General features: G+C 63.4%; 10 protein-coding genes. 6 read left to right on the forward strand and 4 right to left on the reverse strand.

Annotation, left to right across the window (positions count from 1 at the left end):
- The first annotated feature begins 55 nt into the window (after positions 1–55).
- The 3 genes from IT430_14840 (at position 56) to IT430_14850 (ending at position 3,190) form a co-directional block, all read left to right on the forward strand.
- Positions 56–1,447 carry a pyridoxal-phosphate dependent enzyme gene (locus IT430_14840; protein MCC6909216.1) on the forward strand — a complete coding sequence of 464 codons (1,392 nt, stop codon included), beginning with the start codon at positions 56–58 and terminating at the stop codon, positions 1,445–1,447.
- Between the two features lie 88 nt (positions 1,448–1,535).
- Complete coding sequence (locus IT430_14845; GenBank protein MCC6909217.1) at positions 1,536–1,931, forward strand: GxxExxY protein; 396 nt, start codon at positions 1,536–1,538, stop codon at positions 1,929–1,931.
- 83 nt (positions 1,932–2,014) lie between these two features.
- Positions 2,015–3,190: a PLP-dependent transferase gene (locus IT430_14850; protein ID MCC6909218.1), complete on the forward strand. Its 1,176-nt coding sequence runs from the start codon at positions 2,015–2,017 to the stop codon at positions 3,188–3,190.
- Between the two features lie 27 nt (positions 3,191–3,217).
- Here IT430_14850 and IT430_14855 read toward each other — a convergent pair whose 3' ends face one another.
- Both IT430_14855 and IT430_14860 read right to left on the reverse strand, forming a co-directional pair.
- Positions 3,218–3,895 (reverse strand): phosphatidylserine decarboxylase family protein, encoded by a 678-nt coding sequence (locus IT430_14855; GenBank protein ID MCC6909219.1) that lies wholly within the window; start codon positions 3,893–3,895, stop codon positions 3,218–3,220.
- Positions 3,896–3,973: 78 nt separating this feature from the next.
- A complete protein-coding gene (locus IT430_14860) occupies positions 3,974–4,765 on the reverse strand; it encodes a helix-turn-helix domain-containing protein (GenBank protein MCC6909220.1) in 792 nt (263 codons plus the stop codon).
- A 207-nt stretch (positions 4,766–4,972) separates the two neighbouring features.
- Here IT430_14860 and IT430_14865 point away from each other — a divergent pair, with 207 nt between their 5' ends.
- Positions 4,973–5,791 (forward strand): metallophosphoesterase, encoded by an 819-nt coding sequence (locus IT430_14865; protein MCC6909221.1) that lies wholly within the window; start codon positions 4,973–4,975, stop codon positions 5,789–5,791.
- Between the two features lie 141 nt (positions 5,792–5,932).
- Here the strand turns inward: IT430_14865 and IT430_14870 are convergent, their stop codons facing one another.
- The gene (locus IT430_14870; GenBank protein MCC6909222.1) at positions 5,933–7,000 is read right to left on the reverse strand and encodes an aspartate-semialdehyde dehydrogenase; all 1,068 of its coding nucleotides are present in this window, start codon (positions 6,998–7,000) and stop codon (positions 5,933–5,935) included.
- A gap of 515 nt (positions 7,001–7,515) precedes the next feature.
- On the opposite strand from IT430_14870, the gene IT430_14875 reads away from it, so the two are divergent.
- Both IT430_14875 and IT430_14880 read left to right on the forward strand, forming a co-directional pair.
- Positions 7,516–7,905 carry a carboxymuconolactone decarboxylase family protein gene (locus tag IT430_14875; GenBank protein ID MCC6909223.1) on the forward strand — a complete coding sequence of 130 codons (390 nt, stop codon included), beginning with the start codon at positions 7,516–7,518 and terminating at the stop codon, positions 7,903–7,905.
- A 91-nt stretch (positions 7,906–7,996) separates the two neighbouring features.
- Entirely contained in the window at positions 7,997–8,701 is a 705-nt protein-coding gene (locus IT430_14880) for a DNA alkylation repair protein (protein MCC6909224.1), read from the forward strand.
- Between the two features lie 3,205 nt (positions 8,702–11,906).
- Here the strand turns inward: IT430_14880 and IT430_14885 are convergent.
- Positions 11,907–12,614, reverse strand: coding sequence for a hypothetical protein (locus IT430_14885; protein ID MCC6909225.1), 708 nt, complete (start codon positions 12,612–12,614; stop codon positions 11,907–11,909).
- Positions 12,615–14,711: the final 2,097 nt, after the last annotated feature.

A 14,711-nucleotide genomic window follows, 5' to 3' on the forward strand; every position in this document is an offset into this window, starting at 1 on the left:
CGGACTGGACCGATCGTTGCGGCTCCACCGCGTGAGACCCCGCTACGATGCTCCCATGAGCAGCAAAACGCAGCGCGCACCGGTCTTTGGCGATGTCCTGGAGATGATCGGCAACACGCCCATGCTCGAGTTTCGCCGCCTCGACACCGGGCCATGCCGGCTCTTTGGCAAACTCGAATACACCAACCCCGGCGGGTCCGTCAAGGACCGTATGGGCTGGCGCATGATCGAGCAGGCCGAGCAGGATGGCCGACTCAAGCCCGGCGGACTCATCATCGAAGCCACCGCCGGCAACACCGGCATCGCACTGGCCCTCGTCGGCTGCCTGCGCGGCTACCGGGTCAAAGTCGTCATGCCCGACAAGATGAGCCAGGAGAAGATCGACCACCTCAAAGCCCTCGGCGCGCAGGTCGTGCTCACCCGGTCCGACGTCGCCAAGGGCCATCCCGATTACTACCAGGATCTCGCCCAGCGCATCGCCGACGAAGAAAGCGGCTTCTATGTCAACCAGTTCGGCAATCCCGCCAACGCCCAGGCCCATTACGAAACGACCGGGCCCGAGATCTGGGAACAGTTGGAAGGGGACATCGACGCCGTCGTGTTCGGCGTCGGCTCAGGCGGCACACTCAGCGGAACAGGAAAGTACCTCAAAGAGAAGAACCCGAAGATCGACATCGTGCTCGCCGACCCGAAGGGCTCGGTGCTCGCGCCGCTCGTGAAGACCGGCAAGATGATTGAGCCGGGCTCGTGGCTCGTGGAAGGCATCGGCGAAGACTTCGTCCCGTCCATTCTCGATCTTGACCTTGTTACCGATGCGTACGAAGTGACCGACGCCGAGGCGTTTCACGCTGCTCGGCATCTGCTGCGGACCGAGGGCGTCTTCGCGGGTTCATCGTCGGGCACGCTGCTCGCCGGCGCGCTCAAGTACTGCCGGGCGCAGCAGAGCGCCAAGCGCGTGTGCGTGCTCGTGTGCGACACGGGCAACAAATACCTCAATAAGATGTTCTCGGATTCGTGGATGATCGAGAACGGCTTCATCCGGCGCGAGGAGTTCGGCGACCTGCGCGATCTCATTCAGCGTCGCCACCTCGATCAGGAAGACTTCACCGTTTCGCCGACCGACACGCTGGCCGTGGCGCATGGCCGGATGAAGTTGTACGGCATCAGCCAGGTGCCGGTGATCCGCGACCGGCAGATCGTGGGCATCATCGACGAGTCGGACCTGCTGCTGGCGGTGAACACCGACCCGGCAAACTTCAAAAGGTCGGTGGGGGACTTCATGGTCACGCGCCTCGAGACCCTGCCGCCGCGCGCCGACATCCGCTCGCTGGTGCCGATCTTCCGCGCGAGCAAGGTGGCCCTCATCGCCGACGCCGAACAGTACTACGGCCTCATCACCCAGATCGACCTGCTCAACTACCTCCGAAGACAAGCGCTGCAGTCGTAGAAATTTGAATGCTCAAGGTTTACCACAAAGGGCACAAAGGCACAAAGAGGGCACGAAGTGGATGCAATCGAACTCGGGGGAGAGCTGCATGAGGACTTATGAGCCTCTTGAGCCGGAAGTAGAGGAGTCGGCGCGCGTCGTCGTCGACTCGGCGCTGACCGTGCATCGCCACCTGGGGCCGGGGCTGATCGAAAGTGTCTATCAAACGTGCATGTGCCATGAGTTTCGCAAGCGCGGAATTCGCTTCGCCGTGCAGGAAGCGGTTCCAATCTTCTATGACGGCGAGCGGCTCGACGCCTGCCTGAAACCGGACCTTGTCGTGAACGAGCATCTGATTGTCGAACTCAAGTCGGTGGACGCCCTACACGCGATCCACGAAGCACAGACGCTGACCTACCTGCGCATCACCGGACTTCGCCTCGCGCTGCTGATCAACTTCAACGTACTTCGGATCAAGGATGGGATTCGCCGGCTGGTTCTCTGAACTGATCGCTCCTTTGTGCCCTCTTTGTGCTCTTCGTGCCCTTTGTGGTGACCATTGGTCGAACGAAACCGCAGGAAACAATCATGAAACTGGAAACGCAAGTCATTCACGGCGGGCAGGCGCCTGATCCGCATACCGGCGCCGTCATGCCGCCCGTCAGTTTTTCCAGCACCTATGTGCAGCAGAGCCCGGGCGTGCACAAGGGCTTTGAGTATTCCCGTTCGCACAACCCCACGCGCTACGCGCTCGAACGCTGCATGGCAGCGCTCGAGGGCGGCAAGGTCGAAAACGACGTCACGCACGGCGGCTTCGCGTTCGCCTCCGGCCTGGCCGCGATGGGCACCTGCCTCGAACTCCTCGACTCGGGCGACCACGTCATCGCCATGGATGATCTCTACGGCGGGTCGTACCGCCTCATGACGCGCGTTCGCGAGCGCAGTCAGGGCCTGAGCATCTCCTACGTGGACATGACCGATGCGAGCCGCATCGAAGCCGCGATCACCGATCGCACCAGACTCATCTGGGTCGAGACGCCGACCAATCCCACGCTCAAACTCGTCGATCTCGCCGCCGTCGCCGCGATCGGCCGCAGGCACAACCTCATCACGGTCTGCGACAACACATTCGCCTCGCCGATGCTCCAACGTCCGATCGAACTGGGCTTTGACATCGCCATGCACTCGGCGACCAAGTACCTCGGCGGGCACAGCGACGCAGTGGGGGGGATCCTCGTGACCAACCGCCCCGACCTCGCCGAGCGGCTCCGCTTCATGCAGAACGCGATCGGCTCAGTCCTGGGCCCGATGGACTGCTACCTCGTACTGCGCGGCATCAAGACGCTTGCGGTGCGCATGGAGCGCCATTGCCGCAACGCCGCCGAAATCGCACGCCGGCTCGAAGCCCATCCAAACGTTGAGCGCATCGTGTATCCCGGCCTCGCTTCACACCCGCAGCACGATCTCGCCGCCCGGCAGATGCGATTGAACCGCGAGCCGGCCGGCGGAGGCATGATCACCATCTGGCTCAAAGGCGGCCTCAACGAGTCCCGCCGCTTCCTCGAGCGCGTCCACCTCTTCTCGCTCGCCGAATCGCTCGGCGGCGTCGAGTCGCTCATCGAGCATCCTGCGATCATGACCCACGCATCCGTGCCGCCCGACAAGCGAAAGGCGCTGGGCATCGATGACAACCTCTGCCGTCTGAGCGTGGGGATCGAGAACGTCGAAGACCTCTGGCACGATCTCGAACACGCGCTGAAGTAGCGCGGGACGCTCGCGTCGATGGCGCCGTCAAAGCACGTCGTCGCGGTATGCGGTGGTATAGGCCGCCAGCACCGTCAGACCGCCGCGCACCTTCTCGCCCATGCGCACGCGCACCTCGACCTGGTCTGGCCGGGGGAGGATGAGTTCGGTGGTGGAGCCGAACTTGATCATGCCGATGCGCTCGCCGCGCTCGAGTCGCTGGCCGCCTTGCAGCGGGCACACGATGCGCCGCGCGACGGCGCCGCTGACCTGCCGCACGCCGATCGTCTCACCGTCGCGATCGAGGATGATGAGATTCGACTCGTTCACGCGCGCCGATTCGGCGGTCCGCGCATCGAGATAGCGTCCCGGCCGGTGATGCAGACGCACAACAGTCGCCGCGCACGGGCTGCGATTGATGTGCACATCGAGCACGCTCAGAAAGATGCGGATGATGACAGCCGGGGCGCCGCCGGTCGCCTCGTGCTCATCCACGCGCTCGATGGCGGAGATCTTGCCGTCAGCCGGCGCGAGAAACACGTCCGGTTCCAGGTCGTTGGGCACGTTGCGGATCGGGTCCCGGAAGAACGCGGCCACGGCCATCCACATCAGCCAGATGGGAATGAGCAGCCAGCCCCAGCCGAGCCACCAGGCGCCCACCGACAGCGCCGCCGCCACGAGCAGCGCCACACCCCATTCGCGCAACCCGTACATCGCAAGCGGCATCGCGCTGCACTCCATCAATGCACAGCATCGACTCGCGCACGCCGCGCGACGTCTTTCCCGGCGGCAATCGCGTCCCGATTACTGGAACGTCTTGCCGACAAACCAGCCGATGATTCCCGCGATGAGCGTCACGCCGGCGAAGATGCCCACGTACATCCACAGGTTGCTGGCGATCGACTGCGCGATCCCCGCCACCGTCTGGTCGCCGACCAATGCCGTGAACACAACCAGCGTGCTGATCGCCAGCGAGATGAGCGAGCCGATGGCCAGCCCGACCGCCAGGCCGCTGCCGGCGCCGTCGTAGTATTCCACGGTCGCGGGCATGACCATCGCTCCGCCCGGCGCTGCGGCCACTTCCCCGGCAGGCGAAGCGAACAGGCCCGATGCCCCGCCCGACTGCGCCGCCTCTTCCTCGCCCGGATAGTTGATGTCATCCAGCACCGCGCCCAGCGACGTGTCATCCGCCTCGCGCGTGAGATCGAGCAGGCCCGATCCCGATGCGTGCGGGTCAAGGCTGAAGCCGGCCGGCGAAATCGAATCCGACACCTGCGTCGCGGCGCTCGGGTCGGCCTTTTCAAGATCATCCGAATCGAAAATCGAAATTCCCGTGGACTCCTTCGAGTCCATCAGCCCCAGCACGGACTCTTCCTTGTCTTCAATCGCCTTGTTGTCGGCGCTGTCGGCCAGGCCGATGGGCTCAGCCGTTTCGTCGTCGCCCGCGAGCAGGTCAATCTGCTCTTTCTTGAACATCAGTTTGTCGCGATCGCGAAACTCCTGGATCTGTCCGGACGCAGCCATCTTGGTCACTTCGTCAGGTGACTTGCCCAGTCGGGCGGCGGCTTCGTCGAGCGTGTAGAACATCTTCGCCATCGTGACAACCTCCGTGGTTTCGCGCCATGCCGGCCCCGGCCTCGGGGCCAAAAATGCGGCCGTGTGCCGCGGGGCGACTGTATCGCCCTGCAAACAGAAGACTAGCGTCGTGGCGGCGTTGCGGCAACACTTCCGCCCCCTCCCGCCGCGGTGCCACCCTGTTCGGCCGACCCCGCCAGCCGCCCCAGGGCGTACGATCATCCCACGATGACCGCCGTGAGCCTCTCCCCGCCGCGACCCGAGCCGCCCGTCTCGGAGCGCATCGAACTCACCCTGCCCGACCTGCCGCCTCAGATGGATGGCCGCACGGTCCTGCATCTCAGCGACCTGCACATCCGCCGCTACCGACCGTGGTTTCGCCGCGTGATCGCCATGTGCAGCCGCATCACGCCCGACTTCGTCTGCATGACCGGCGACTACATGACCTGGCCCAGCGATGAGCCTGCCGCCCTGCACGTCATGCGCGACCTCGTCAGCGCCCTGCGCCCGCGCATCGGCTGCTACGCGAGTTTCGGCAACCACGACTCTGAAGCCTTCAAACGCCGGGCCATGCGGATCGAAGGCGTGGTCTGGCTCGAACACCGCGCCGCCGTGCTGGCCGATTTCGGCATCACTTTCCTCGGCACCTCCACGCCCTGCGATCTGGTGCAGACCATCATCGACGCCCGCGACCTCGAACACCGCGCCGGCGTGCAGGGCCGATCGTACCGCATCCTCCTCGGCCACGAACCGGGCATCCTCATCACCTGTGCCGAACTCGGCGTCCAATGGGCGATGCTCGGCCACACGCACGGCGGCCAGGTTCGCCTCGGCCTGCCACTGCACAACAGCTCCAACATCCCGCTGCGCTACTCGAGCGGCATTCTCCGCTGCCGCAACTCAGTCGGCACGATCAGCCGCGGCCTGGGCGAATCCTATTTCGACGTCCGCCTCTTCTGCCCGCCCCAACTGCCGCTGTACATCCTCAAGCGCGGCCCGCTGCCCGGCGAGTTCACCCGCCGCATGAAGTGCGTCAAGTGGTGGTAGCTGGCACTCCCTCCTCCAGCTCTGTGGGGGAGGGCAGGGGTGGGGGTGCTTTCATTGACTATGGGTGTAAAGGGTGCCGTGGTCTAAGCGAGGCTCTGCGAGCGCAGGCCACGCGAACGTGCAACGACGACTCACTGCAACTCAAACCGCCGCGTGCTCACCAAGCAGGTTCGCAATCTGCACCGCGTTCAGCGCCGCACCCTTGCGCAACTGATCGCCTGACGCAAACAGGTTCAATCCCCAGCACCGCCCTTGCTCATCGACCTGTGAAGCGTCCAGCCGCAGCCGCCCGACGAGCACGCCGTCCTTCCCCGAAGCCTCCAGCGGCGTCGGAAAACGATTCGCCGCGCGGTCATCGACCACCTGCACACCCGCGAACGCGCCGATCGCTTCGCGCACCGCATTGAGATCATCGACAGGCTGCGCCAGCGTGAGGTTGATCGAAGCGCAATGAGCACGGAACACCGGCACGCGGATGCACGTCGCCGTCACGCGCACCGACGCATCGCCCCAGATCTTGTGCGTCTCCTTGACCATCTTCGTCTCTTCGATGTTGTATCCGTCTTCGCCGATCGTGGTGTTGTGGCTGAAGACGTTAAACGCGCAAGGCTGATCAAACACCTCGCACGTGGGCTTCTCGCCGTTGAGCACCTGCCGCGCCTGCCGCCGCAGTTCTTCCATCGCCGCCGCCCCCGCGCCGCTCACCGCCTGGTACGTGCTCACCACCATCCGCTTCACGCCCAGCAGCCGCTGAATCGGCGTCGCCGCCATGAGCGTGATAATCGTCGAACAGTTCGGATTGGCAATGACACGCCCACGATGAGTCTTCGAATCGTGGGATGCGTCTGCACCTTCCAGCGCTTCAGGATTGATCTCCGGCACCACGAGCGGCACATCCGCATCCATCCGAAACGCAGACGAGTTGTCGATGATCACCGTGCCGCGCGCCGCCGCCGCCCGGCCGAACTGCTTGCTGATCGCCGAGCCCGCCGAAAACAGCGCGATGTCGATCCCTTGCAGGCTCTCGGCGCCGAATGCCTCGACGGCGACTTCGCCCGACCCGTACGCCAGCCGCTGGCCCGCCGAACGCGGCGAGGCAAACGCCCGCACCCGCCCGGCCTCGACGCCCTCAGCCGCAAGGATGTCGAGCATCTCGCGCCCGACCGCCCCAGTCGCCCCGACCACCGCAATCGATTGATTCCCATTCATGCCGCAATGGTACGCCAACTCAACAACCAGACCGACGCGCCAGCGAGGACGAACGCAATTCAGCCAGACCCGACGCGCCAGCGAGGACGAACGCAATTCAACCAGACCGATGCGCCAGCAAGGACGAACGCAATTCAACCAGACCGACGCCAGCGAGGACGTAGGCCGGAGTCAGTGCTCCGTCAAAGATCCTGAGCCACGCCGAAGGGCGCAGACCCGGCGCCGCGGGAGCGCCAGCGACAACACCGCTCCCTCCTCCGGCTCTGCGGGGGAGGGCCGGGGTGGGGGAGCTCGAAGAATCAAATCACGGGAGATGCTCAAACTTCAAACGAACTCTTCGCTCGCGCGTCAGTCTGGTTCACCCCATCACCCCGGCGCTTCGCCGCCCTGAGCGAGGCTCTGCGAGTCGAACGGGCATCACCCCGGCGCTTCGCCGCCCTGAGCGAGGCTCTGCGAGTCGAACGGGCATCACCCCTTCACCCCATCCTCCTTACACTTCCGCCAAAGGACCTCCCATGCCCCATCGCCCCATCCAGCAGTTCCGCCAGGACCGCGCCGTCGGCCAGCAGCGCGTCCTGGCCACCGACCACCTCGGCATCAAGCGCTTCTTCAACCTCGACTCCGCCGCCTACCGCGACGGCGCCCTGCCCGGCCGCACCAAGGAACTGCTCGGCCTCGTCGCCTCCATGGTCCTCCGCTGCAACGACTGCATCGACTACCACATCGAGCAGGCCGTCATCCACGGCTGGTCCGACGCCGAGATCGAAGACGCCATGAACGTCGCCCTCGTCGTAGGCGGCTCCATCGTCATCCCGCACCTCCGCCACGCGCGCCTGACCCTCGACGAATGCCTCGCCGAACGAGCGGCCGGCAAGTTGCCCGGCCGTGACGAGCCGCACGCGTAAGCACACGCTATTCGCCGCCCGATACACCACGCCGCCGCCGCCGCGTCTCGCACATCATCCGCACCAGCGTCCCGATCCAAGGACTCCACCCATGACCAAGTCCGAAGTCCTCGCCCTGCTCAAAGAACATCAAAACGAGCGCGGCATCGCCAACTGGAAATCCAGGCCCGCCGAGAAGACCCACGGCCTCAAGAGCTTCGGCATCGGCCTCACCCAACTGCGCAAACTCGCCAAACAGATCGGCCGCGACCACCAGCTCGCCCAGCAACTCTGGAAAAGCGACGTCTACGACGCCAAGGTCATCGCCCTGCTCATCGATGATCCCAAAGAACTCACGCGCGAGCAGGTCGAAGCGCAGGTCGAAGAGTTGCACGGCGGCATGCTGGCCCACGTCTTCGCATCCTGCGGCGCCACGCTCGCCAAAACTCCCTTCGCTTTCGAACTCGCCTGCGACTGGATCGACAGCCCCGACGTGGACCGCCGCCGCTGCGGCTACGGCCTGCTCTACGAACTCTCCAAGAAGAACATCAAGGGCATGGATGACGCCTTCTGCCTCGCCCGCATCGACCACATCGAGCGCACGATCCGCGATGAGGACATGTGGGTGCGCGAGGCCATGGGCACGTCCCTGCTGGGCATCGGCAAGCGAAACAGGAAGCTCAACCAGGCCGCCCTCCGCGCCGCCAAAGCCGTCGGCCCGCTCGACATCGACTACGGCCCGGACAACTCCTGCGAACCCATCGACCTCGTCAAACACCTCACCAGCGACTACCTGCGCAAGAAATTGGAGAGCTAACCACCCACCCCGCGCACGCATCACAAAGCCGCAAGGCCGAGACGAGCCGCAGGTCAGGTGCAACCTGACAACTCGGCTGCGAAGTTCCACCTGACCTACTCGCCGCACGCCGAAGGCGTGACCGTCAGTAGCCGGGGCGTGAAGCGCCGCCGCGCCGCGGCGAAGCGCATCCCGTGGAACACGAACGTGGGTGCCGTGGTCAAGCGAGGCTCTGCGAGCGCAGGCCACGCGAGCGCGCCATCGGCCAACGAATCAAGTTGCAACTCCACAGCCCTGACGCGTGACCCGCCGGTCGCAGCCTTCGACCAGACTCAGGCCAACAAGCCCACCTCTGGACCACGGCATCCGCTACCGCCCGAAGCCAAGTTATGAAAAAGCAACTTCGCGCCGATCCACGCTCGACCCCACTTCTCCAACACACGCCCAACTGTCAGGTTGCACCTGACCTGCGCGCCGCACGCCGAAGGCGTGAACGTCAGTAGCCGGGGCGTGAAGCGAGTCTTCGATGCTGCCCCCGGAACCTTCGACCCCGGCGGGGTCAGAGAATGTAGCCACGGGTGAAGCGCCGCCGCGCCGCGCCGCGAAGCGCAATGCTCTAGCGAAAATAAACGTACCTGTCCCGTTTTCTTCCCTGTCCCGTTTTCTTCCCTCCGGTTTCTTCCTCTGCCTCATGCCGTCTAGTCTATTGAGTCGCGATACGCGGATCCGCACTCGCTACAACGTATCGTTTCTCGACATCGCGGATATCCACAGGTTTCGCAGAGTCCCTCTGCCCTACGTCTACTTCGTCTAATCAGGCCTTGTAGCCATTTAAGTCTCAATAATATGTACATGGCGATTGAAAACAGCGCGATATTCCGCAAGGTGCCATAAAAGAGCACATTCAAGGGCAACGCACGGTAGCCAAGCGTCGTGTTCGATTGAGTACGAATGGGAACGCCGCCAAGCGAGATTGCGCTACCTAAGGGGGCGGCGCTGCCAGCGTCATAGCGGCCCTGACTCCACATCGACAATGACGGCCATCCGTAGGCCGTAAGCCGCAAATAGAAACGTTTCCCTTGTCCGTCAATACTGCTCGTCTCGCAGGACGATAGTGCCCCCTCGAGTTCGCGGGGAAGAATGCCATCATCCACTAGGGCCGAAATCACTTCTGACGGAACTGAATTACGCTCGGCAAGTGGTGCCTTGCTTGTATCTTCAGCGACAGATATGTAGCATACATAGGTACCGCGATACTTGGTATAAAGTGAAAACACTTTATGCCCAGAGATTACCTTTTGATAAACACTCCGGTCCTTTGGAAGCGGATCGGTCGCCGCCAGTGTCCAAGTCAGCAGGACGTTTAAGAATGCCCCGCACAATACGGCCGCAATTGTTTGCTTTATTAAAGCCATTTCTGCTCAAAACAAGATTGGGGCGACCCTTTCTCGGGGGAAAAGAACGGGACAGGTACGTTTATCAGCTCTGCTCATGCCGTTACCGCCTTCCGCGGCCGGCCGCGCGGCCGAAACGTATGCTTCGGCCCCAGCGCCGCCTCCGTCCGCCTCACCAACGACGAATGGTAGCCGCCGCCACCGGCGAAGGTGCCCATGCGATCGACGCCGCGATGGAGCACGTGGCAGGCGTGGCCGCCAAAGGTCGGTCGAGCGATGTGAGGCATGAGAAGTACCAGCCGCGCCGCCCGCGAAGCGCAATGCTCTGGCGAAAATAAACGTACCTGTCCCGTTTTCCTCCCCTGTTCCGTTTTCCTCCCCGCTCGCCCAGCCCGCTGCCGCCGATGATCCCGATGACCACTTCACCCATGGCGGCATGATATCGACCCGCCCCGCCCGCCGCCGGGTCCGAAAAGCATCACCCACCCCGCGCATGCATCACGAACCCGCAAGGCCGAGACGAGCCGTAGGTCAGGGCAACCTGACAATTCGCCAACCCACCAGCCCTCGCCGCCCGAGCAGCGCATTCCCCGCGCCGTCATGCCTGCGCAGAGCCCGCACCTGCGAAGGCAGGGGCAGGCATCCACGAGCGTGCAGGTGGGTGCGATCGGTGTTTGGTTGCCAATGATGCATCGGGGATACCGGTCCCGCGCATGCGTAGGTCAGGTGCAACCTGACAAAATTCGGCGCGTGCGCGCAACCGACGGGCAGTCAGGGAGAGGGCAACCGCTCCCTCACGCATCAACCCCATGTCCCCGCGCCGCCGGCTCCGCGCCACGCGCAACCCCACCACTCCAACACACGCTCAACTGTCAGGTTCCACCTGACCTACCGACTTTATCGGCCGACGTGTGGAATCGGCGCCTTTGTGGCGCGCGTCGATCGGCGAACATCGCGAGGAGGGATAGGATGAGTCGATGCCGCGCCACTGGATCAACTGCTGGGTCTTCCTGAGAGTCTGCGGACTCCTGCTGGTGGGGGCGATCTTCACTGTCGCGGCCGCATGGGGGCCGGCAGTGCGGTTCTGGCTGATGGATAGGGACTACAGCGAGCATTCTGTTGCGACGAACCGGGAACTTCGATGGTGGCGAGCCACGATTGCCCCCAAGGTCTCCCATGATCCGGCCTACGTTCGTCGCGTCCCGAGCTGCCCCGCGGGATCCGATGCTGTATCGATGCACTGGGCCGGCGGGAGTTCGTGGGCGGCGGCCTACCGATGTCGCTTTGGATTGCCGTTGCGCTCATTGGGCTACAACTCGTGGATGGTAAACGATCCACTTGGCGATTCCGGGTGGCATTTCAGTTGGTATTGGTCGTTCGATGTGACTCGCCGGCGCCGCACCGCAACGATTCATCTGCCATTCACGCCGATCTTGTCAGGGTTCGCCATTGATACCCTCGTGTTTGCGGCAGTGTTTGCAATCGTGCTCAATGGCTGGCGACGGATAATTCGGACTCGACGACTCAAGCGAGGGCGATGCCCGGACTGCAGCTATCCGATCGGCACGAGCGCGGTGTGCACCGAGTGCGGCAGAGCGCTGCCGCCGACGCCCATCCGTTGTTGAGCCGAACATGCGCAGGTCAGGTGCAACCTGACAATTCGGCGCGTGCGCGCGGCCGACGGGCAAGAAAACGGGACAGGGGGCACGCGGTACACGTAGCCGCCAAGGGTCGGTCGAGCGGTGCGAGTCATGAGAAGTTCCAGCCGCGCCGCCCGCGAAGCGCAATGCTCTAGCGAAAATAAACGTACCTGTCCCGTGTTCTTGCCCGAATCACTTGGCCGCCACGCCTGTCAGTGGCTCGCCGCATTCGGTGCAGACGCGGCTGGAGCCGATGGGATAGGCGCAGGCTGCCCAGAGGCCGCGTCGGATGCGCCGCCGGCGGCGCCATGCTGCCGGCACGGCAACGAGTATCCACGCGAGGCTCGCGTAGAAGGCCGTGTTGACGGCAAAGCCGGTCCAGATCGGCCGCAGGGGCAGCACGAGGTCGGTGACGATGAAGGTATTCGGCGTCTGCTTGTGACCGAGATGGATCCCGCCCTGAACGGGGCCGTGCGTTCCCTGCTCGAACGCGCACCACATCGAGACCATCGGCCAGCCGCGCGCCGTGTGGCCGATCGGATTCGTCATCGACTCATAGACCTCGCGCGGATCGCGCCCCGCGAGCGGGCCCCAGTGCGGCCAGAGCGTGTCCAACGGAATCACCGGCTCGTCAACCCAGCGCATGGTCCAAGGACCCTTGTGCACCTGCACGTGATCGGCGCCGAACTGGCGCGTGCGGCTGAGCGACAGGCCGGCCGGACCGACCAACTCGTTGGGAAACTCCTGAGGCACAAACTCGCCCGGCTCCATCGGTTCGTTCATGATTTGGAGCGAGCCAGGCTGATAGAGCACGCGCCAGCCGAGCCACCACGCCACCCCGACATTGAGAATCGCGCCGATCAGCAGGAATGTGAGAACCCGGCGGAACCACTTCAGCATGGACTCTCCTCCTCAACTGCTTCTCGCACGAGCCGACGGAGTAGCCAGCGGTTGGCCGCACTCGGTGCAGACGGGCGATTTGCCGCGTGGGTAGCCGCAGGCCGGGCACAACCCTCGTCGAGTTCGATACCTGCGCCTGCCAGCGAGCGATCCCGCCACTACTGCCCAAAGAGTCGCACCGTAGACAAACGAATTGGCCCCGAAGCCGGGCAGCAAGGGCCGAAGAGGCAGAAATCGAGGCAGAGACGACGAGTCGCCTTGAGACAAGAGAGCGGCAAACCGGCTCTCGTTCGCGCTGTAGTCCTCCGCAATGCGAACGCGGCCCGCCATGCTAAGCCACGGCCATCCCCGAGCCGTCTCGAACCAGAATGCGTCATCATCTTCCGGCGTAGCGACCGGCTTCTGGGCGACCATGCTCCAAGATGGAGTTGTCAGCGGCGCGTATTTCCAACTGACATCTGCAAATGTTGTTCTACCCGCGAGAACGTATTCGCTACCGGCAGCTCGTTGCGTAACAAAGCACCAGCGAGGTTCATCGGTGTGGGAGTACAGGAAATCCGCGGGTCCGCCGTCGGCAGGTGGTTGGTTCAAGGCGATACCCCACGCCACCGCGACGTTCACCATCGCGCCGAGCAGGAGGAAGATCGTGATGCGGCGTACCCACCGGCGCATGATGTTCATTGTACTGATGGCTGCAGGCTAGGGCGTTCCCGCAGACACAGCCGCGGCGGCGGGCGCTGCGGCTGTCAATAGTCGAGGCGGGTTGGCCGGCTACTCGCTGGTCTCGCCCGCCGCCTCCTCCGGCCCCTTCTCCCTCGGGCCAGAAAACGGGACAGGTACGCTTATCAGATCTGCTCATGCCGTTACCGCCTTCCGCGGCCGGCCGCGCGGCCGAAACGTGTGCTCCAAACCCAGCGCCGCCGCCGTCCGCCTCGCCTACAAGAAATGGTAGCCGCCACCACCGGCGAAGGTGCCCATGCGATCGACGCCGCGATGGAGCACGTCGTACACGTAGCCGCCAAGGGTCGGTCGAGCGATACGAGGCAAGAGAAGTTCCAGCCGCGCCGCCCGCGAAGCGCAATGCTCTGGCGAAAATAAACGTACCTGTCCCGGTTTCTTCCCTTCTACGGAGCGCTTGCTCCGGCTTCGCCCGCACCACTGTGTAGCTCCACAAATAGCCGAGGAAGCATGGGCACCTTAGCGGCTGCGCCACACTCTGGACAGCCGTCAACAGAGATGTGCCGTAGATCATACCCACATTCATTGCAGAGATACGGGCAATATCGCCTCAAACTCCTCAATAAGATTCCTAGTAGAATGGCGAAGCACGCCCAGTAGAGCGCTCCTGAAAGTGTATTGGCCGCAATCAGAATGTTCTCTCAGAGAACCGCGCAAACGGAAGGAAATTCAAGTCCCGCATTCGCCACAACAGCGCCTAGCCAGAGATATGTGGTCGTGGCAACAGATCGTCTCTTCGCAAGTACTGACGGAAGCTGCCGCAATTGGCAGTGAAGGTAAAGAACGATAATAGCGCGAGACAAAAGCGCAAGGACGAGCATGAGATTAACAATGCCATATATATTGTAATTTCGCGCGATCGCGAATAGGAGAAGCAAACGGCCAGCTAGAGGTGCTCCAGTCGCCACAAAAACGACGGCGAGACCAATTGTGCACGTGGTCGAGCTCGTTGTTCTGAGGAGGCAAAGTGTAGCGGTTGCGGCCGCGATGAATTCGCCCGCCAGTATGGCTATGTCGATTGTCTCTACTCGACTCAACACGCTGGAGGAGGCTGACTCTGGCGGAAATGCCATTGATGAAATGAATACCCAAGCCGCCTGAACGGATGCTATGAAAAACCATGCGATCAGGGATCTCAGGCGCTTGCGGGCCCGCCTATAGTCTTTGTTGGTACTCGCCATTATTTGTCGGCTACGAGGGCTGTTGTCACGTATCTGGGCAAGAAAACGGGCCAGGTACGTTTATCAGGTCTGCTCATGCCGTTGCCGCCTTCCGCGGCCGGCCGCGCCGCCGAAACGTGTGTTCCAAGAGCCAGCGCCGCCGTCCGCTTGACCAACGACGAATGGTAGCCGCCACCAC

The sequence above is a fragment of the Phycisphaerales bacterium genome, assembly GCA_020852515.1.
Lineage (GTDB): Bacteria > Planctomycetota > Phycisphaerae > Phycisphaerales > UBA5793 > UBA5793.

What these genes read in the sequence shown, in the direction of transcription:
- IT430_14865 (MCC6909221.1), top strand. Translation starts at nt 4,973, where the DNA reads ATGACCGCCGTGAGCCTCTCCCCGCCGCGACCCGAGCCGCCCGTCTCG.
- IT430_14885 (MCC6909225.1), bottom strand. Translation starts at nt 12,614, where the DNA reads ATGCTGAAGTGGTTCCGCCGGGTTCTCACATTCCTGCTGATCGGCGCG.
- IT430_14850 (MCC6909218.1), top strand. Translation starts at nt 2,015, where the DNA reads ATGAAACTGGAAACGCAAGTCATTCACGGCGGGCAGGCGCCTGATCCG.
- IT430_14880 (MCC6909224.1), top strand. Translation starts at nt 7,997, where the DNA reads ATGACCAAGTCCGAAGTCCTCGCCCTGCTCAAAGAACATCAAAACGAG.
- IT430_14855 (MCC6909219.1), bottom strand. Translation starts at nt 3,895, where the DNA reads ATGCCGCTTGCGATGTACGGGTTGCGCGAATGGGGTGTGGCGCTGCTC.
- IT430_14870 (MCC6909222.1), bottom strand. Translation starts at nt 7,000, where the DNA reads ATGAATGGGAATCAATCGATTGCGGTGGTCGGGGCGACTGGGGCGGTC.
- IT430_14845 (MCC6909217.1), top strand. Translation starts at nt 1,536, where the DNA reads ATGAGGACTTATGAGCCTCTTGAGCCGGAAGTAGAGGAGTCGGCGCGC.
- IT430_14840 (MCC6909216.1), top strand. Translation starts at nt 56, where the DNA reads ATGAGCAGCAAAACGCAGCGCGCACCGGTCTTTGGCGATGTCCTGGAG.
- IT430_14875 (MCC6909223.1), top strand. Translation starts at nt 7,516, where the DNA reads ATGCCCCATCGCCCCATCCAGCAGTTCCGCCAGGACCGCGCCGTCGGC.
- IT430_14860 (MCC6909220.1), bottom strand. Translation starts at nt 4,765, where the DNA reads ATGGCGAAGATGTTCTACACGCTCGACGAAGCCGCCGCCCGACTGGGC.